The organism is Paenarthrobacter sp. E2MeOHC11 (assembly GCF_058744955.1).
The window spans coordinates 935770-954818 of sequence record NZ_CP196673.1; the positions used below are offsets into that span (position 1 = coordinate 935770).

The 19049-nt window shown below is 63.8% G+C and carries 18 protein-coding genes; 9 read left to right on the top strand and 9 right to left on the bottom strand.

All coding sequences use genetic code 11. The features are described from left to right. Positions 1 to 25 precede the first annotated feature (25 nt). Positions 26 to 925, top strand: coding sequence for a ribokinase (locus ACSSVG_RS04295; protein WP_492417514.1), 900 nt, complete (start codon positions 26 to 28; stop codon positions 923 to 925). On the opposite strand, the gene ACSSVG_RS04300 is transcribed toward ACSSVG_RS04295, so the two are convergent. Both ACSSVG_RS04300 and ACSSVG_RS04305 read right to left on the bottom strand, forming a co-directional pair. After that, positions 871 to 1932, bottom strand: a complete 1062-nt coding sequence (locus tag ACSSVG_RS04300; RefSeq protein WP_492417516.1) for an SDR family oxidoreductase — start codon at positions 1930 to 1932, stop codon at positions 871 to 873. The genes ACSSVG_RS04295 and ACSSVG_RS04300 overlap by 55 nt on opposite strands. After that, a complete protein-coding gene (locus tag ACSSVG_RS04305; protein WP_492417518.1) occupies positions 1929 to 2531 on the bottom strand; it encodes a TetR/AcrR family transcriptional regulator in 603 nt (200 codons plus the stop codon). The genes ACSSVG_RS04300 and ACSSVG_RS04305 overlap by 4 nt, the downstream gene beginning before the upstream one ends. Positions 2532 to 2612: 81 nt before the next feature. Between ACSSVG_RS04305 and ACSSVG_RS04310 the strand changes: the two genes are divergently transcribed. After that, on the top strand, positions 2613 to 2882 hold the full coding sequence (locus ACSSVG_RS04310; protein ID WP_231342524.1) for a type II toxin-antitoxin system Phd/YefM family antitoxin: 270 nt from the start codon (positions 2613 to 2615) through the stop codon (positions 2880 to 2882). Beyond that, positions 2879 to 3280, top strand: a complete 402-nt coding sequence (locus ACSSVG_RS04315; RefSeq protein ID WP_231342530.1) for a type II toxin-antitoxin system VapC family toxin — start codon at positions 2879 to 2881, stop codon at positions 3278 to 3280. Before ACSSVG_RS04310 ends, ACSSVG_RS04315 begins: the two co-directional genes overlap by 4 nt. Here the strand turns inward: ACSSVG_RS04315 and ACSSVG_RS04320 are convergent. The 3 genes from ACSSVG_RS04320 to ACSSVG_RS04330 all read right to left on the bottom strand — a co-directional run bounded on the left by ACSSVG_RS04320 (position 3277) and on the right by ACSSVG_RS04330 (position 5667). After that, on the bottom strand, positions 3277 to 3561 hold the full coding sequence (locus ACSSVG_RS04320; protein ID WP_231342537.1) for an acylphosphatase: 285 nt from the start codon (positions 3559 to 3561) through the stop codon (positions 3277 to 3279). The two genes, ACSSVG_RS04315 and ACSSVG_RS04320, sit on opposite strands and share 4 nt — an antisense overlap. A gap of 95 nt (positions 3562 to 3656) precedes the next feature. Then, complete coding sequence (locus tag ACSSVG_RS04325; protein ID WP_492417520.1) at positions 3657 to 4490, bottom strand: pullulanase X25 domain-containing protein; 834 nt, start codon at positions 4488 to 4490, stop codon at positions 3657 to 3659. A gap of 145 nt (positions 4491 to 4635) precedes the next feature. Continuing rightward, positions 4636 to 5667 carry an adenosine deaminase gene (locus ACSSVG_RS04330; protein WP_492417521.1) on the bottom strand — a complete coding sequence of 344 codons (1032 nt, stop codon included), beginning with the start codon at positions 5665 to 5667 and terminating at the stop codon, positions 4636 to 4638. An 83-nt stretch (positions 5668 to 5750) separates the two neighbouring features. Here ACSSVG_RS04330 and ACSSVG_RS04335 point away from each other — a divergent pair, with 83 nt between their 5' ends. The 3 genes from ACSSVG_RS04335 to ACSSVG_RS04345 all read left to right on the top strand — a co-directional run bounded on the left by ACSSVG_RS04335 (position 5751) and on the right by ACSSVG_RS04345 (position 8162). Then, on the top strand, positions 5751 to 6665 hold the full coding sequence (locus ACSSVG_RS04335; protein WP_492417523.1) for an MSMEG_6728 family protein: 915 nt from the start codon (positions 5751 to 5753) through the stop codon (positions 6663 to 6665). A gap of 118 nt (positions 6666 to 6783) precedes the next feature. After that, entirely contained in the window at positions 6784 to 7146 is a 363-nt protein-coding gene (locus tag ACSSVG_RS04340) for a DUF1622 domain-containing protein (RefSeq protein WP_231341189.1), read from the top strand. Continuing rightward, positions 7143 to 8162, top strand: a complete 1020-nt coding sequence (locus tag ACSSVG_RS04345; protein WP_492417525.1) for an alpha/beta hydrolase — start codon at positions 7143 to 7145, stop codon at positions 8160 to 8162. Before ACSSVG_RS04340 ends, ACSSVG_RS04345 begins: the two co-directional genes overlap by 4 nt. A 3-nt stretch (positions 8163 to 8165) precedes the next feature. Here ACSSVG_RS04345 and ACSSVG_RS04350 read toward each other — a convergent pair whose 3' ends face one another. Beyond that, positions 8166 to 10592 (bottom strand): Tex family protein, encoded by a 2427-nt coding sequence (locus tag ACSSVG_RS04350; RefSeq protein WP_492417527.1) that lies wholly within the window; start codon positions 10590 to 10592, stop codon positions 8166 to 8168. Between the two features lie 88 nt (positions 10593 to 10680). Here ACSSVG_RS04350 and ACSSVG_RS04355 point away from each other — a divergent pair, with 88 nt between their 5' ends. Beyond that, positions 10681 to 10977, top strand: a complete 297-nt coding sequence (locus ACSSVG_RS04355) for a hypothetical protein (protein ID WP_231341192.1) — start codon at positions 10681 to 10683, stop codon at positions 10975 to 10977. A gap of 54 nt (positions 10978 to 11031) precedes the next feature. Here ACSSVG_RS04355 and ACSSVG_RS04360 read toward each other — a convergent pair whose 3' ends face one another. After that, positions 11032 to 11466, bottom strand: a complete 435-nt coding sequence (locus tag ACSSVG_RS04360; RefSeq protein WP_231341193.1) for a CBS domain-containing protein — start codon at positions 11464 to 11466, stop codon at positions 11032 to 11034. A 338-nt stretch (positions 11467 to 11804) separates the two neighbouring features. On the opposite strand from ACSSVG_RS04360, the gene ACSSVG_RS04365 reads away from it, so the two are divergent. After that, positions 11805 to 14021: a hypothetical protein gene (locus tag ACSSVG_RS04365; RefSeq protein ID WP_492417529.1), complete on the top strand. Its 2217-nt coding sequence runs from the start codon at positions 11805 to 11807 to the stop codon at positions 14019 to 14021. 91 nt (positions 14022 to 14112) lie between these two features. Here ACSSVG_RS04365 and ACSSVG_RS04370 read toward each other — a convergent pair whose 3' ends face one another. After that, complete coding sequence (locus ACSSVG_RS04370; RefSeq protein WP_492417531.1) at positions 14113 to 14565, bottom strand: nucleoside deaminase; 453 nt, start codon at positions 14563 to 14565, stop codon at positions 14113 to 14115. Positions 14566 to 14689: 124 nt separating this feature from the next. Here ACSSVG_RS04370 and ACSSVG_RS04375 point away from each other — a divergent pair, with 124 nt between their 5' ends. After that, entirely contained in the window at positions 14690 to 18265 is a 3576-nt protein-coding gene (locus tag ACSSVG_RS04375) for a TM0106 family RecB-like putative nuclease (RefSeq protein WP_492417533.1), read from the top strand. Here ACSSVG_RS04375 and ACSSVG_RS04380 read toward each other — a convergent pair. Further along, a complete protein-coding gene (locus ACSSVG_RS04380; RefSeq protein WP_492417534.1) occupies positions 18252 to 19049 on the bottom strand; it encodes a triose-phosphate isomerase family protein in 798 nt (265 codons plus the stop codon). The genes ACSSVG_RS04375 and ACSSVG_RS04380 overlap by 14 nt on opposite strands.

Here is a 19049-nt window from a genome sequence, read left to right on the forward strand (position 1 = left end):
GTCTTACTCCCGAAAAGGACCTTCCATGAGCACGTCCCCCCAGCCTGCTGCGCCCTCTTCCCTTACCGTGGTGGGCAGCATCAACCTCGACATCACGGCCACCGCGGGCCGGCTCCCATCGCCGGGTGAAACGGTCGGCGGCGGCGTCCTCCGCCAGCAGCCCGGCGGCAAAGGCGCCAACCAGGCGGTAGCGGCGGCCCGGCTCGCGGGCACGTCCCGCATGGTGGGGGCAGTGGGCCAAGACGACGCCGGACTCAGCCTCATCACGGCAATGGCAGGTGCCGGCGTCGACGTTCAGGACATTGCCCGGGTGGATGCGGCCACGGGAACAGCACTGGTGCTGGTGGACAGCGAGGGCGAGAACCAGATTGTGGTGTGCCCGGGCGCCAACGGCTCCGTGGCCTTGGACGGTGTCACTTTCGGCGCCGAAGAGGCTGTCCTCTGCCAACTCGAAGTCGACCAGGATGTTGTCCTGGAAGCCGCTCGGCTGGCCAAGGGATTCTTCGCCCTGAACGCCGCCCCTGCAGCGCCGATCCTCCCTGAGCTCCTGGAGCGGTGCGACCTGGTGATCGTGAACGAGACTGAGTATGAGCTGATCCCGGCCCTTCGCAACGCGCCTTTGGTTGCCGTCACGTACGGTGGCGACGGCTCGGCGATCTTCGTCGACGGCGAACGGGTCGCCGAGGCCCCGGCCGTACGTGTCACGGACATTGCCAACACCATCGGAGCCGGGGATGCTTTCTGCGCTGCCTTGGTCCTGGCCGTCCAGTTCGGCCTGGACTATGCGCATGCTTTGGCCGTGGCCAACGCCGTGGGCGCGGACGCTGTTCGGGATGCCTCATCGCAGCCGGCTTTGAAGCCGCTGGAGCACTACATCGAGGCTACGCGGCCCTCTCTTGCTGCAGGTACGGCCGCCACCAAATAGTCGGCCCAGCGCTTCAAGGCAGTCTCGACAGGCGGGTGGCGCAACCCGCCCGCCTCCGCCAAGGCGACCGCGTCCGCCGTCGGATATCCATCGTCGGACAGGAACGACAATGTCTCCGGGTCTGCCCCAGTCAGCTTGGCGGGCAGCTTCTTCAGCAAGGCGCTGGGGATCTTCAGCCATGGGACCCGAACGTTGAGGTGCTCCCCCAGCATCCCCAGCAGCTCCGGCAACGGCGGTGTGGCGTCGTCGAGCACCCAGTAGGAGGCATTTTCCGCTTCGGGCGTGGTGGGGACCAGCGCCATGAACGAAGCCAGATAGTCGGCCGTGACCACCGGGACGAACGTGCGCTCATTGCCCGGCAGCACGGGCAGTTTTCCACGGAAGAGCTCCAGCACGCTGGAGGCGAGGCCCACCACCTGCCCGGACTCGCCATTGACGGAATCCCCGATCACGGTGGCCGGGTTGACCATGGTGAACCGAACGCCCAAGGAACGCGCGGTTGCCTGCACTACGGCGTCCGATTCCACCTTGGACCCCTCGTAAGCGCCCAGGCGCTTGTAGTCCTTGGCGCGGCGGGAGTCATCCCAGGGCACCTCGGCCGGGTTCTGGCCGCCCACCCGGTAACCGGACAGATGCACCAACCTGGTCAGCGCCGGCAGCTTCGCGGCAAAGCGAACCACACGCTCGGCGCTGGTCACGTTCGCGGCATAGGCCGCCTCGGCAGTCATGCCAAAGGCGAAGGCGCCGGCGACGTTGTGGACTTCAGTCACGGACCCGAAATCGTCCGACGTCGGATCGAGGCCCAAGTCGCCCGCACTGAAGTCCACGAGTACCTGCGTTGCGGTTCCGTTGGCGTCGTGCCCTGCCAGCCACCCAGCCAGCCGGTGGAAGGAATCTTCCGTGCGCACGGCGGCCGTGACAGTCACGCCTTGCTGCAAGAGTTCGCGGACCAGCCATTTTCCGATGTGGCCCGTGGCGCCGAATACGAGAGCGTGCCGGGAGCTCATGCGCTGGCCTCGCTGTGAACTGCTGTCATCAGCATTTTGAGCGTCCCGGCAGCAGCGTCCAGGGGCTGGGTGGACTTGTGGGCGCGGGACAGAATGAGGGAGCCCTCCACCAGGCAGATCATCGATGTCGCCACAGGCTGCGCCTGCTCTTTCCCGAGCCCGAACGTCGCCAGATAGCTGGCCACTGCGCTGACCCAGGCGTCATAGACCTGGCCGCATGCCTCCCTGAGCGGCTCGTTCCCAGACCCTGTGTCCAAGGCAACGGACGAGACCGGACAACCGGCTTGATAGTCGCTTGCTTCCAGAATGCCCTTGAGTTCGGCGACCAGGGTGTCGACCACGGCGTTGGGCGAGGAAGCCGTGGTGGTCGCCCTGCCGATCAGCTCAGCGAATTGATCGCCCGCCAGAGCCACAGCGGCGATCCCGAGTTCGGTTTTTCCTTCCGGGAAATGAAAGTACAAGGAGCCTTTTGGGGCCCCGGATCGCGCCAGCACTGTGTTGAGCCCCGTTCCGTGATAGCCGTGAAGCTGGATGAGGGCGAGCATGGAGTCGACCAAGCGCTGCCGGGTTGCGAGTCCTTTGGGGTATGAGGAAGCCATGCCTGAATAATAGACCAGTCTATATATTTTAAGCCAGCCCTCCGGCTCTTGAGCACAGTGCTACGATTGCTACGGAGGGTGATGATGACAACTATTCCGCACCGGGAACTGCGCAACCAGAGCAGTAAGATTCTGGAACGCGTCAGGAATGGCGAAGTTATCGACGTCACCAACAATGGCGAGGTGGCAGCCACCCTCATTCCCCCGTCGGCTTCACCCTTTGAGCGGCTGCTCCAAGCCGGTAGTGTCCGACCAGCCAGTCCTTCACCTGTGGACTTCCGCACCCTGCCCCGCGTCAGCAGCGACATGACTACAACCGGGATCCTGTCTGATCTGCGCGGGGATCGGTGATCGTCTACGCGGACACATCCGCGATTCTGAAGCTTGTTGTGGAAGAGCACGAATCCGAAGCCCTGGCCGCCCATCTCCAAGGAGTCCGGGTCGCGGGAGGCCACTTGGTGACGTCGATGCTCCTCTATACCGAGCTTCACTGCGCAGCACGCCGCCGCAGCCTGCCCTTTGATTCAGTCAACGATGTTCTTGCCGGCCTCAACCTTGTAGATGTCACCCGCACGGATTTGATGTTTGCCTCGGCGCTGCCCGGGCAACTTCGGAGTGCGGACGCAATTCATCTGGCGACCGCCATCAGATTGCAAGTGGACTCCATGGTGGCGTATGACCAGGAACTGCTCCTGGCTGCCAAGGAATCCGGACTCATGACTGCGTCACCGGGCCCCGGCGGCTCCTAATCCACGATCCGGAAGGTATCGAACTCCCCTGTGGCCTCGGAAACCCTGAAGTCAACGTCCGCCACGCGGCCCGGGGCCAGCGATGACTGGAGCCATGTCACGAGGTGTTCAACATCGGAGACAGTTCCCTCGGCGACCAACTCCACAGAGCCGTCATGGTTGTTTCGGACCGTCCCTTTCACGCCGAGCTCGTCCGCTTTCCGGGCAGTCCAATAGCGGAAACCCACACCTTGGACAACGCCGGTGACGCGGGCCGTGAGGCGAACGGTTTCGTCAGTCATGGACCCACCTTAACGAAACCAGCCCTTGTTCGTCCCACTCGCCGTTCAACGGTGAGCAAAGCGAACAAGGGCAGGTTTCGAACCGGCGAAAAGACTTAGCCGATCACAATGTCCCGCGTCACGTGGCTGTACGTGATGGTGACCGGGCCGCCGTCGTGGTTCAACTCGTGGTTGGCACCATCGCGGGCACCGAACGCACCGTAGTTCTCGTCCCACGACCGGTTCAGCGCGATCTTGTAGGTGTAGAAGCCGGCGGGCAGTTCAGCCGTCAGCGTCCACACCTGGACCAAGGGATTGAATTCCATCTGGGCTTCGTCGTACTGCGGAGCCCAGTCCTCGGGTGCTCCAAGGATCTTGTTGAAGTCACCGGCAATCGCGACAGCCCCGGGCTGCGGCACGGTCTCGACGGCGGCAGCCGCCTTCGTCTTGGCCGGCGCCTTGCGGGTGGTGGCCTTCTTCGCTGCCGGCGCGGCCTTCACCGCCGCGGCCTTGGGTTCAGCTGCCTTCTTCGAAACCGCACGCTTCGGTGCCGCCGCCTTTTTAGCCTGGGGCTTCGCAGGCGGGGCCGTCGGAACCGGAACGTCGGCAGGTACCGGAGTTCCGGCGTCGAGCGCTGATCCGAAAGCGGAGACATCCGGGAAGGCGACCGTCGCACGCAGGCCGTCGTCCGGAATGGTCCAACCCGAGCGGCCCTTGACCAGCCAGCCGGCCTTGACCAGCTTGGCCGACGCCGAAGTGAGGGTCTTGTGGCCGCGGGGAATGCCGCCACTGAGGAGTTCAGCCTCGTGGTCATTGAAAGGTACGCGGACGATCGCTTCGGCCAGGACTTCGCCGGCGTTGAGGGTTGTCTCGGACCACACGCCTTCAGCGAGGATGTCCAGTACGGCCTTCAGACGAAGGTTGGTGTTCTCGGCGGTGTTGGCGCCCATGCTTCTCCTTCAACGGTGGATACTCCATTGCAGTTTGCCAATGAATTGTTAATTCCCACGACTGCAAATGGTAAACACCGTGTGTCGTGACCGAGTGTGACATCCCGGGTGCCGCAAGTGATTTACCGGTCTCGGCTGTCGGCCTCTAGGGGTGCGGCACCGAGGCTTTGACCCACTCCGTCACCTCGTCCAACAGCACCGACTTCCGGGCGTCACTGGCAAAGGAGGACCGGATGGAGTTGGCCGCCAACGTGGCCTGCTCCGGAACCGAGAACTCCAAAACCTTGGCCAACTGCTCAAAGTTGTCATCCACGTAGCCACCGAAGTAGGCGGGATCATCCGAGTTCACGCTGACGTTCAAACCGATGGCCAGCATCTCCGGCAACGGGTGGTCAGCCAGCTTGTCCACCGCGCGCAGCCGCACGTTGGAGAGAGGACAGACTGTGAGGGGCACCTGTTCGGCGACGAGCCGCTGCACGACATCCGTGTCTTCCATGCAGCGGATGCCGTGGTCGATCCGCTCGACGTGAAGCACGTCCAACGCCTCGGTGATGTACGACGCCGGACCCTCTTCGCCCGCGTGGGCGATCCTCCGCAAGCCCGCCTCGCCGGCACGCTGGTACAGTCGCTTAAATTTCGACGGCGGATTGCCCACCTCTGCGGAGTCCAGCCCGATGCCCGCGATCGGTGCGTGCATGGCCAGGAGCTGGTCCAACACTTCGAGGGCGGATTCCTCGGACATGTCACGCAGGAAAGCGGCGATGAGGAGGGTCGAAACACCAAAGTCCTCTTCAGAGGTTGCCAGCGCGTTGGCTACACCATTGACGCAGGTCTCCAGTGCCACACCCCGGGATACGTGGGCTTGGGGGTCCATCATGATTTCCGCGTGGCGCACTCCCCCAGCGGCGGCCCGCTTCAGGTAGGCGCGGGTCATGTCCGTGAAATCCTGCTCGGTCTGCAGGACGGCCATGTTGGCGTAATAGAGGTCCAGGAAGGATTGCAGGTCCGTGAACTCGTACTCTTCCCGGAGTTCTTCGATGTCTTCGTACGGCAGTTCAATGCCGTTTCGTTCGGCCAGGGCAAAGATCAGCTCTGGCTGGAGAGTCCCTTCGATGTGCAGGTGCAGTTCGGCAACCGGGGGCGCCGTGGTGACAGTTTTCTCGTCAAAAGTTTCCACCCTGCAACTCTAGGCCCCATCAATGGCACGTGTCCCGGAGCACTCAACTTGGTTCTCACGCCCGGCACCCTCAAACTGAAAGGATGCAGACTTTCCTCCCTTTCGCCGATTTCCGTGAGAGTGCCGCGGCGCTCGACACTTCAAGGCTCGGCAAACAGCGCGTCGAAGCACTCCAGGTCCTCCGCGCGTTGGTGATCCCGGAGTACGGTTGGCAGCAGCACCCCGCCGTCCGCATGTGGATGGGCCACGTCCCGGCGCTGACCCTCTACGGCCTCGCGATGGCCGACGAGTGGATGGAACGCGGCCACCCGGACAACACGCGGGACAACATCGCGGAGTTCGCGCCTCAGGCGGCACACCCTGACTACGCGTCCCGGATCATCATGCCGCCATGGCTCGGACACGAGGACCTGCACCTCAGCCACCGCTCCAAGCTGCTCGGCAAGGACCCCAAGTTCTACGCCGATGTTTTCCCCGGCGCCGAGGAAAAGCTCGAGTACATCTGGCCGGAACCCAAGCACGAGTTCCACCCCGAAGATCCGGAGGAGGACGCCCTGTTGATCCTCCGCGCCAACGTGGAGGACCTCCGCCCGGAGCAGCTCACCACGGTCAGCATGCCCCCGCACGGCAAGTCCAAGGCCATCCCGGCCGCAGACCCTGATGAGTACCAGTTTGTGTACGCAGAGGAGAATTCCCGCCGGCACGTCGGCGCCCCCAAGAAGCGTCCCGTCGCGCAGCGCGAGAAGAAGCCGACTCGGAAACGCCAGGCACAGGAGCAGGCCTTCAACACCCTGCCCGGCAAGACTGAGCTCGCTGTCCCGTTCGACGGCGGGCAAACCTTCGCTGTCGGGCTCATCCAAGGCCGACCCATCACGGTCGATGGCCGGTTTGCCCGCAACTTCGAGGTCACCAACGTGATCAAGCGCTCCGATTTCGACTACCCCGCACTGCTGCAGGACCCCCGGGTGTTCTTCCCGGTCCCGGCGCCCGCGGAGTAGCGGAACGTTCGAACAACGCACGACGGCGGCAGCCAGGTTCTGTTTCAACGGAACCTGGCTGCCGCCGTCGCTATTTGTTGTGTGAGACGGTGGAGGCACGCAGCTATGGAGGAGGGCCATGGATTTCCAGCACGTCATCGAAGAAGTCGGCCGGTACATGGACGCCGTCGGGGTGGCAGTCATGGTGATCGGCGCCCTGGTATCCGTCCCCCTGGCCCTGCGTGGCTACCAACCGAAACGGGCTCGCGGGCTCACGCCGTTCTCCCCGTACCGCTCGTACCGGCAACTGCTGGGCAGGTCCATCCTCCTGGGCCTTGAGCTCCTGGTGGCCGCCGACATCATCCGCACGGTCGCGGTCACTCCAACGTTCGAAAGCGTCGGCGTCCTGGCAATTATCGTGCTGATCCGGACGTTCCTTAGCTTCTCCCTTGAATTGGAAATCACGGGCCGCTGGCCGTGGCAGAAGGAAAAGGACGCATGACGCAGCCGTGGAGCCCGGACATTCTTGGCGAAGGCTTTGAGCAGCAGACGCTGAACCTCGACGGCGGTGCTGTCGCCACCCTGGTCCGGTATCTCGGCTCCGGCCCGCAATGGTTGGATGCCCCGGATGGCGTTGGCCTCGACGCAGATGTCCTGTACGTGCACGGCTGGTCCGACTACTTCTTCCAGCGCCACGTCGCCGAATTCTGGCACCGGGCCGGTGCACGCTTCCACGCCCTGGATCTGCACAACTACGGCCGCAGCCTGGCGCCGGGACGCGTTCCGGGTTTTGTCACCAACCTGGCCGACTACGACGCCGACATCGCGGCCGCCCTGTCAGCCATGGGCCGCTCCGGTGTTCCTGGCGAGGACCGCCCACTCATTCTGCTGGGCCACTCCACCGGTGGGCTCACGCTCAGTCTGTGGGCATCCCGCCACCCTGGCATGGCGTCGGCCCTGATCCTCAATAGCCCCTGGCTGGAATTTCAGGCCACGGAACTCGGCAGGCGCGCGATTGCACCCCTGGTGGGGCTCCACGCAAAGCTCCACCCGCTGGCACCCCTGCCGCCGGTGGATCCGGGCATCTACACCCGTGCCGTATCAGCTACGCTCGACGGCGAATGGGAGTACAACCTTGACTGGCGGCCGGACCGGGGCTTCCCTGTTACGCCTGCATTCCTTGACGCCGTGTTCCGCGGGCAGGCCACCGTTGCGGCCGGCCTTGGCATCGACGTACCGGTGCTCGTCATGCTCTCGGACAAGAGCTACCTGCAACCGAAATGGTCAGCCGACGCCCTCACAGCCGACGTCGCGTTGAATGTCGACGCCGTCGCCCACCGTTCGCTGTCCTTGGCGGACACTGTCACAGTGAGCCGGCTGCCGAACGCGTTCCACGACATCTTCCTGTCCCCCGAACCCATCCGGCGCGAGGCTTTCCAGCGCATCGGCCGCTGGCTTCCCACGGCGCTGCAGCCCTCGGAGGCAGTGGCGTGGGAAGCCAGGACGGCGGGCCTGTAGGAGTTACTTGCCGAGACCGGCCCGGCGCAGAGCTTCAGCCATGGCGGTGTTCGCGGGCTCCGGAGCCTGCTGGGGCTTGCCTGGCCGCGCGCCGCCCTGACGACGATCGCCCTGGCCCTGCCGCGGCGCCCCTTGGCCAGGCTGGCCGGAACGCTGACCACCCGAATTCCTGTCTCCGGAATCCCGTCCACCCGAAGCACGTCCACCGGAGCCGCGGCCGCCCGCGGTGCCCGGTTCGTCTTCGAGCCTCAACGTCAAGGAGATGCGCTTACGCTCAGGGTCTGCCTCAAGGACCTTGACCCGGACCACCTGACCGGACTTCACGATTTCACGCGGATCGGAAACAAACTTGTTGGACAGCGCCGACACATGGACAAGGCCGTCCTGGTGGACTCCGACGTCCACGAAGGCCCCGAATGCGGCCACGTTGGTGACGGTTCCCTCGAGGATCATGCCGGGCTTGAGGTCGGAAATCTTCTCGATGCCCTCCGAGAACGACGCCGCCTTGAAAGCCGGACGCGGATCGCGGCCAGGTTTCTCCAGTTCGGACATGATGTCCTTGACCGTGGGCAGGCCGAAAGTGCCATCGACGAACGCCTGCGGATCCAGGGACGTAGCGGGTCCACCTCCGGCTGCGACCAGGATCTTGCGGGCCACGGAGTACGCTTCCGGGTGCACGCTGGAGGCATCCAAGGGTTCCGCTCCCCCGGTGATCCGAAGGAAGCCGGCGCACTGTTCAAAGGCCTTCGCACCCAAGCGCGGGACCTTCTTGAGGTCGCTGCGCTTGGCGAAAGGCCCATTCTCATTCCGGTAGGCCACGATGTTCTCGCTGAGCAAGGGCCCTACGCCGGCCACCCGGCTTAGCAGTGCGGGCGAGGCCGTGTTGACGTCCACACCCACGGCGTTCACGCAGTCTTCCACCACGGCATCCAGTGAACGGTCCAGCTTCGCGGCCGTGACGTCGTGCTGGTACTGACCGACACCGATGGACTTCGGTTCGATCTTGACCAGTTCCGCCAGCGGATCCTGAAGGCGGCGTGCAATGGACACTGCACCGCGGAGGGAAACATCCATCCCGGGAAGTTCGGACGCCGCCAGCGCTGAAGCGGAGTAGACGGATGCTCCGGCTTCGGACACCACCAGCTTCTGGATCCCCTTGGATCCGGCGGCTTCGAGGGACTTGATGAGTTCCGTGGCCAGCTTGTCCGTCTCGCGGGAAGCCGTTCCGTTGCCGATGGCGACGAGTTCCACGTTGTACTGCTTGGCGAGCCGGCCGAGGGTGGCCAACGCCTCGTCCCACTTTTTCGCAGGGGCGTGCGGGTAGATGGTGTCCGTGGTGACCACCTTGCCAGTGCCATCCACGACGGCCACCTTCACACCTGTCCTGAGCCCCGGGTCCAGGCCGAGCGTGGAGCGGTTGCCCGCAGGAGCGGCCAGCAGGACATCGCGCAGATTGGCGGCGAAAACGCGCACAGCTTCATCTTCGGCGTCGGCGAACATACGTCCGCGAAGGTCGGTGGTGAGGCGGTCCAGGATGCGTCCCCGCCAGGCAAGCTGGGCCGTCTGCGTCAGCCAGGTATCGGCGGGCCGCCCCTGGTTGGCGACCCCGAGGCACTTGGCCACAGCGTTCTCGTACTTCCCGCGGGCGGCGGCCAGGGCGTCGTCGTCGGCCGGGTCCGCCTCGGCGAGATCCAACTCCAGGACACCGTCCTTTTCACCACGCAACAGCGCGAGCACGCGGTGCGACGGCATGCCGGAGGGCACCTGCGTGAACTCGAAGTAGTCCTTGAACTTCTGGCCCTCGGCCTCCATGCCCTTCTTGACGCGGGACACCATGCGTCCCTGCTTCCAAAGGCGTTCGCGGAGGTCCTCGGCGAGGTCGGCGTCCTGCCCGACACGCTCCACCAGGATGGCGCGGGCGCCTGCGAGCGCCATGGTGGCGTCGTCGATGGAGTGCTCGGCGTTCAGGTACTTGGCGGCTTCAGCAGCCGGGTCCAGTTGCGGGTTGGCGAGCAGGACGTCGGCCAGCGGTTCCAGCCCGGCTTCACGGGCGATCTGGGCTTTGGTGCGGCGCTTGGATTTGAAGGGGAGGTAGATGTCCTCCAGACGTGCCTTGGTATCAGCGCCGACGACGGCGGCTTCCAGTTCCGGAGTCAGCTTGCCTTGGGCGGCAATCGCCTCGAGCACGGACTTACGACGTTCCTCCAGCTCACGCAGGTATCTGAGCCGTTCTTCGAGGTCGCGGAGCTGGGTGTCATCGAGCGTCCCGGTAACTTCCTTGCGGTAGCGGGCGATGAACGGGACGGTGGATCCGGCGTCGAGCAGTTCCACCGCGGCCTTGACTTGCCAGGCCTTGACGCCGAGCTCGGCGGCGATCTGGGCGTGGATGGCGGAGTCAGCTGACTGGTGTTGGAGATTTGAAGTCACCATGACAGTTTGCCTCACGTGGCCGACAGTTTCCGAAGGGAGGTATCGGGAAGCCCTATCCCGGCGGCGCCGTTAGTGCTGTAGTTGGACCATGCAGGAACTGCTCATCATCCTTCAGGACGGCTTCGTCTCCGACGACGTCACCGTGACCGTCAACGGCAAGGAAGCCGTCTCCGAGCGCGGCATCTCCACCAAAATGTTGCTGGGGATGGCCGACGAAGTCACTGTGGAACTGCCGGCCAAGGGCGCCACGGTGGGAGTGGAAGTCAGCAGCAGGAAACTCAGCGCAACGAAGAAGCTCGTGGGAAAACCAAAGAGCCTGATCGTCTCCATCGAAGAAGGCGAACTCGTACTGCGTGAAGGAACGGGCCGCGAGGCCTTCCTCTAAGGAAGGCCTCGCGGCGGCTGGATTGGTTGCTGGGCTCAGCGTGGTTGCTGTTCCTCAATGGGCCATGTGTTCCTTGGCGGAGATGTGCTCCACCATTTCGCCGAGGCGCTGTTCTGCGTAGTGGTTGCGGGCAATATCGCCCTGGCTGATGATTCCTACCAACTTGTGGTCGCTGATGACGGGAAGGCGGCGAACCTGGCGGTCCTCCATCATGGTGACAGCCTCGTCCACGTTGGCGTCGGCGTCCACCCAGTACGGTTTGCCGGTTGCGAGCTCGCGGGCAAGGACTTCGCGGGCATCCTTGCCTTCGGCCAAGCACTTGACCACGATGTCGCGGTCGGTGATGAAGCCGGTGAGCTTGCCGTCGGTGCCGCAGATGGGAAGTGAACCGCAGTCCAGGTCCCTCATCAGCATGGCGGCTTCCTGAAGAGTCTTATCCTCGGCGATGCACTGTGCATTCGTCGTCATGAATTCACGTACGGCACTCATGGGTCCTCCTTCATCGATTGGGGTCATCGACGCGGGGCCTTCGGCACGGGTCCTTCGGCTCCGGGCGCCGATGATGCCAGCCTACGCTCGGCGGGAACACCTGACCAGACGATCCAGCCCCTTCCGGACGGCAGAAAACAACACCATTCCTATGGATATAATCCATTCGCTGGAGTATCCTCATTTTGGGTTACACACGGCTTCTGGGCATTGGCCATTCGGACTCATATTGAGCACTCATCACGCGCACCCGCCTCGCCCTGAACCGTCATGCCGTTCATGTGCAGATCCATGAACGAACGCATATTGACTGCTTGAAGAGCGAGAAAGATCTCCCCATGGACACCCCCAACGTCCCCAGCACCTACTACAACCCTGACGTCTCCCATGAACCTGTCCAGTCCCTTCCCTCCACGGAATTCTGGAGGTGCCGGCGACCCGCAGCGGTCAGCGGGCGATATGAAGGTTTTCAAGGCAACCCCGGCCCCATCGGAAGCGCAGTGGACCTCCGTTTGGATATCGACTCCCGCGACGGCGTCCAGTCTCCTGTCATGAACAAGGTCAGCGGTGACTTCTACAGCACCCGCTTCGTCAAGGTGGCAGGGGTCAACCAACTTGTGAAGACGTATGTTGAGTCCTGGATCGTGGACACACCCCTTGTGACGTTCACCGATACCGACGTGCATATCCTCGGAACCGTCCGCTATTGGAAAGGAACCCATCCTGCCACCACGGTGGACATTGTGGTGTCGTGGTCCCACGGCGCAGTCACGGGAGCTGTTGCCACCTTTACTTCCGGCGGAGTCCTCGGCCAGCCCTACGCGTGCACCTACCGTTCGGACGCCTTCCGTGACATGAACCTGGAGTTGGATTATTGCTCGTCCGTAGACATAGAACCCAAGGTTCCCATCTACAACAGCCATGCCCACAACAACCGACCCGCGGACCTGCCCAACCGAACCATCACCATCGAGTCGTCGTATAAGGACGCCGGAATCGCGGTCACCGTCGATCCGGTCCATACAGTCATCGACGACAGCGCCGCCGGCTTTGCTTCATGGAATGTCGGCGAACTCCACGACGCCATGGAAACCTCGTTCGGCAAGTACAACTCGGGGTGGCCCGCGTGGAACATGTGGGGCATCCAGGCCGGCATCTTTGACAGCGCGGGGGTGGGTGGCATTATGTTCGACGCCGCTGCGGGCTTTGGCGGCGCTGGTCGCGGACCCGACCGCCAGGGTTTTGCGGTGTTCCGGAACCATTCCTGGTTCACCAACCTTGTCTCCAACCCCACCACCCAGGATCAGGCCTGGGCCATGCGGCACTTCCTCTACACCTGGGTCCACGAAGCCGGGCACGCCTTCAACTTCCTGCATGCCTGGGACAAAGCCCGCCCGGATGCACTGTCCTGGATGAACTACGACTGGAAATACGATCAGCGCAACGGCACGGACACTTTCTGGGCCAACTTCCGTTTCCGCTTTGACGACGACGAGCTCCTCCACATGCGCCACGGTGACCGGGCCTCCGTGATCATGGGTGGAGATCCCTGGGCCTCCGGCGGGCATCTGGAATCCCCTGCCGGCGCCATGACGGTCTCCGGGCCGGGCAGCGACGTTGAACTGACGCTCTCGGCCAAGGACCACTTCGACTACATGGAGCCCGTGTCCATCGAGTTCCGGTTGCGGAATACCACCGACGTGCCCGTCATGGTGGATGGCAGGCTCGATCCCCGGTACGGCAACACGACGGTCTACGTGCAGAAGCCCAACGGAACTGTGGTGCTGCATGAATCGGTGGTTTGCTTCTACGGACTTCCGGAGATCGTAACGCTGGCTCCTGCGCCGGTGGGCGACGACGACGGCAGCGACCGCTACAGCCAACTCGTCCAGCTCGCCTACGGAGTGGGAGGCTTCGCTTTCGACGAGCCCGGGCAGTACCTGGTCCGCGCCGTCTATGCCACGGACGGTATCGTCCAAGCGTCCAATACCTTGCCTCTTCGTGTCGGTTTTCCCGTCACCCGTGAAGAGGACCGGTTCGCGCCGGAGTTCTTCACGCGCGAGGTGGGCCTGACCCTCGCTTTCGAGGGCTCCATGTCGCCGTATCTCAGCAAGGGCCTGGACGCACTGACCGAGGCGGCCGGGCGTTTCGGTGGCGGGCCCTTGGGCGTCAAGGCTGCCACCGCCGTCGCGCAGTCCGTGGGAGATGACTTCTACCGCCGCAAGGACGAAAAGATGGTCAAGCACCACAGCGCCGACCCTGAGCGTGCACTGGCGCTGACTGATGCCGGCCTGGCCAGCTACCAGCAAGGCGCTGGCGCAGCAAGCAACCTCGCCTACCGCGGCCTGGTGGAGCTGCGTACCGAACTCCACGCCAAAGCGGACAGTACCGCGGCCGCGAAGTCCGAGGTCGAGACCCTCGCCAAGGATCTGGGCACCCGTGGCGCCAACGCCGCAGTGCTGGCCCAAGTCAAGGAACTGATTCCATCAACTCCGGCGGCCCGTTCCCGCCGGTCGGCTCCGAGGAAGCCTGCCAAAAAGCCGTCGGATGGCTAGCTGGTATATGGATCCTCTGTAGCCGGCGACGGCGGCACCCCGCCCTTGGTGCCGCCGTCGCTCTCTCCTTGCCGCGGCTTAGTCGCGGCGGCTACTCAGCGATGTCCTCGGCCCACAGTTCGGGGTGTTCTGCCTGGAATGCACGCATCATGTCCACGCAGCGCGCATCGTCCAGGACCACTACCTCGACGCCGCGTGAACGCAGGAGGTCGAATTCGCCAGGGAACGTCTCGGCTTCGCCCACCACTACGCGCGGGATCTTGAACTGGATGATGGTTCCCGTGCACATCGCGCAGGGCGCCAACGTGGTGTAGAGCGTGGTGTCACGGTATGTCTTTTGGCGTCCGGCGGCACGAAGTGCGGACATCTCGCCGTGCGCAATCGGATCGCCGTGCTGCACCCTTTCGTTGTGGCCACTGGCGATGACTTCTCCGCCCCGGGCCAAGGCCGCCCCGATGGGAATGCCGCCCTCGCTGAGGCTCTTCTGTGCGGCCTGGTACGCGGCTTCGAAAGCAGGGTCAATGGTGGGGGCTGTTTCAGTCATGGGTGCAGTCTAGGTTGGCCCGACGCTACTTTGCCGGAAGTTATTTTGTCGGTGCCCGCTGATAGCTTGGCTACAAGGATTCAACTGGCTTGGTTCAATTGGTGTGGAAGAGAGGTGGGTCGCTGTGTTCTTTCTCGATCCGGAGACAGCGGGCGCCCCGCAGGACCTGGTCTTCTCGGCCAGCGACCTCGTCATCGCGGCCACCTGCGAATACCAATTGCTCCGGAAACTCGATGAAAAACTCGGCCGGTCACCCAAGCCGGACTTCGCGGCGGACGCCATGTTGGATCGCACGGCCAAGCTGGGCGACGTACACGAACATCGCGTACTGGACGAGTTCGTGGCTGAATTCGGGCACTGGGACGCGGCAACAGGAAAAGGCGTTTACGACGTCGTCCCCGCCACTTCGATGGACCGTGCCACCCTGACGGCCAAGCATGCGGAATCCGTCCACACCCTGCGCCTCGGAGCGGATGTAGTATTCCAAGCCGCGTTCTTCGACGGCCAGTTCCACGGACGCTCGGATTTTCTGGTCAAGCAACCCGGCGGACTGTATGCGGTGTTCGATACCAAGCTGGCCCGCCATGCCAAGGTCACAGCACTTTTGCAGCTTGCCGCCTACGGAGACCAGCTCCTCAAGGCCGGAATAACCCTGGATCCAACCGTCACCCTGGTGCTGGGCAACCGCATCCACAGCGACCACCCCCTCGCACAGATCCTCCCCGTCTTCAAGGAACGCCGGGAACGCTTCCTCGGCATGACAGCTGCCCATGTTTCGGAGGCCGGCCCCGCGGAGTGGGGCGACACCCGCTTCTCCGCTTGCGGCCGCTGTGACTACTGCGCCGAGCAGGTCCAGATGCACAGGGATCTGCTCATGGTGGCTGGCATGAGAATCAGCCGTCGCAAGAAACTGATCGAGACCGGGGTGACCACCATCGATCAGCTCGCGGCCATGCCGGCCACTGGCGACTCGACGCTGCTCAGGCTCCGCGAGCAAGCCCAACTCCAGACCGGCACAGGCACCCCGGACGGCACCGTCGACTACACGGACAAGACCGGTGAAGCCAAGTCTGTTAGTTACAAGGTGCTCCCGGATAACACGTTGGGAAGGCTCCCGGCTCCCGATCAGGGCGACATCTTCTTCGACTTCGAGGGAGACCCCCTCTGGCAGGATCCCGCCAGCGGAAAGTGGGGTCTCGAGTATCTGTTCGGGGTTATCGAGAACCCAGTGGAACCGGGTGCCGAGCCTGTTTTCCGGCCATTCTGGGCGCACTCACGGGTGGAGGAAGGTCAAGCGTTTGTGGACTTCCTGGAATACGTTGCCAAGCGCCGCGCCATTTACCCCGGAATGCACATCTACCACTACGCGGCCTACGAAAAGACGGCCCTTCGCAATCTTTCGCTGACGCATGTGGTGGGCGAAACCGCCGTCGACGACCTCCTGCGCCAAGGCGTCCTGGTGGACCTCTACGACACCGTCCGGCACAGCATCCGGGTCTCCGAGAACTCCTACAGCATCAAGAAGCTGGAACCCCTCTACATGGGGCAGCATCTGCGCTCGGGTGATGTCACCGACGCCGGTGCTTCCGTGGTTGCCTACGCCGACTTCTGCACTGCCAGGGACACGGGCCAAGCCGAGCAAGCTGCCACCATTCTCGAAGGTATCCGGGACTACAACGAATACGACTGCCTCTCAACACTGGAGTTGCGTAACTGGCTGCTCGCCCGTGCGGCAGAGCGCTCGATCGTTCCGGGCGGCCCCGTGGAGGACGAGCCCCGATCAGAGGCCGAGCCGGAGAAGTACGAGGCACCACCGGAAGAGAAGGCCCTTTTCGACTACCTTGCCCGGTTGCCCGAAGATGATCAGACGCCATCGGACTTCCGGGCCATCAGCATCGTCGCCGCCGGAGTCGGGTATCACCGCCGCGAGGACAAACAGCACTGGTGGGGACACTTCGACCGCCTGGAAAAGCCGACTTCGCAATGGGACGAGTCCCGCGATCTCTTCATCGTGGACCACGTCGAGTTGCTGCAGGACTGGGCCAAACCAACCCCTCGCAGCAACCCTGCACGGATCGTGAAACTGCTCGGCCGGTCAGGTGACGGAGCCGGACTGGACCGCGGCAGGAAGTACTTCCGCATGTACCAATCCCCGTTGCCGGACGCGTTGGCGGCCAAGGAATCCCCGGTGCTCGGCCGTGCAGGTTGGGCTGGAACGGAGGTCATCGACGTCGGCGAAGAGGGAGACTTCGAATCGGTCACCATCGCCGAGAAACTACGCAACGATTCGACGGAGTTCACACAAACCCCCATGGCGCTGACCCCGGACAGCCCGATTCAGACGAATGGGCAGCGGGCCGCCTTGGCCGCGTTGGCCACCAAGCTCCGCGCATCGTTGCCTTCCTGGCCCAAGGATCCGGCCTTGGACCTGGTCCGCCGGCAGCAGCCGCGGCTGCGCACCTTGGCCCACCTTCCAGCCATACCCTCCGGCCCCGATGGCTACATTGATGCCATTACGGCGGCAGTGAAGGACCTGGACCATTCCTACGTGGCAGTCCAAGGTCCACCGGGCAGCGGGAAGACCCACGTGGGTGCCCACGTGCTTGCCAGGCTGGTGGCCGACGGGTGGAAAGTCGGGGTCGTGGCGCAATCCCATGCGGTCGTGGAAAACATGCTCTGCGCTGCCGTGGAGAAGGCCGGCGTCGATCCCCGCCTCGTGGCCAAGGATGTCAAGCACAACGATCCTGTGCCCTGGACGAACTGTGCCAAGGGCGACGTCGAAGAACTGCTGGCCCGGCCAGGTGGGGCCCTGATCGGAGGCACCGCCTGGACCATGGTGGGCAAGGAAGTCCCGGCCGGTTCGCTTGATCTCCTGGTCATCGACGAAGCGGGACAGTTCTCGCTTGCCAACACCATGGCCGTCAGCCGGGCAGCCAAACGGCTCCTGCTGCTGGGCGATCCACAGCAGCTTCCGCAGGTCACCCAGGGCAAGCACCCGGAACCGGTTGATGAATCAGCTTTGGGCTGGTTGTCGGAGGGCTACAACACGTTGCCCGCACATCTGGGCTATTTCCTGGCGTTGTCGTGGCGCATGCATCCGGAGCTGTGCAGCGCCGTTTCCGAGCTGTCCTACGACAATCGGCTCGAGGCTGCCCCTGCGGCGAAGGAACGATCCGTGGAGGGCGCGGCTCCGGGTATTTCCTGCGTTTACGTGCCGCATACGGCCAACTCGACTGCTTCCCCCGAGGAAGCTGCCGAAGTGGTGCGGCAAGTCCAGGCTCATCTGGGCTTGAAATGGCTGGACCCTTCGGACTCTCCGGACCGCCGCCCCCTCGAGGAAACAGACATCCTGGTGGTCGCGGCCTACAACGCCCAGGTCCAGCTCATCAAGCATGAGCTCAGGGCAGCAGGGCTGGGCAAGGTGCGTGTGGGTACCGTGGACAAGTTCCAGGGCCAGGAAGCACCTGTGGTCATCGTTTCCATGGCAGCGTCGGCAGCTGGCGAAGTTCCCCGCGGCATGGAATTCCTGCTGTCCCGCAACCGGATCAACGTGGCGGTGTCGCGCGGTCAGTGGCGTGCCGTCGTCGTGCGTTCGCCGGAGCTTACCAACTACCTGCCGACGCATCCGGAAGGCCTGGAGAACCTTGGCGGATTCGTGGCCCTCTGCCAGCGGAGTTTTTGTACACCTAATGCCCTTTAGAAGGCGTCTTAGGGGCATCTGCTGTACAAAAACTCAGGGCTTCGTCCAGGACCCGGCCAAAGTTGGTGGCGTCGTGCGCGAACCGGCCAAGGAAAAGCCCTGACACCCCGTCCAGCTGTGGCATCAAGCCTGGTTGCGCCGATCCGCCGTAGATGACGGGAATTCCTGCCAGTCCGTGGTGGCCCAGCGATTCCCGTAGCGCGGCCGCTACCCGCGAAACATACCCGGCTGAGGCGGGCTCCGGGGCCCCGATCGCCCACACAGGTTCGTAAGCGATAACCAGTTGTGAGGCAACGGACCAGTCACCTGCCACTGCTGCCTTGATCTGCCGGAACACCGTATCAGCCGCCGCCTCCGGATCGCCGACGTCGCGTTCCCCCACACACAGCAGCGGCGTCAGCCCGGAGTCGACGGCGGCGCTGACCTTGAGCGCGATCATCGCCTCGTCTTCTGCAAAGAAACGTCGCCGCTCGGCATGACCGATTTCCACCAGGCCAACCCCGAGTTCAGCAAGCATCGACGGAGAAACCTCACCCGTCCACGGCCCATCAGACCAGCCGCAGTTCTGGGCGCCGAGCACCAAGGCTGTGCCCTCCAGCATCCGCGCCGCTGCAGGCAAAACCGGAAAGGACGGGATCACAAACGGGACCACCCGCCCGGCCGCAAGGGCCGGACGGGCGTCCACTTCTGCTACCAGCTGCTCCAACCACGCCAGACTCTGCGCGTAGCCCATGTACATCTTGGTGCTGACCCCGATGAACAGGGTGTCAGGAGCAGAGAGCAT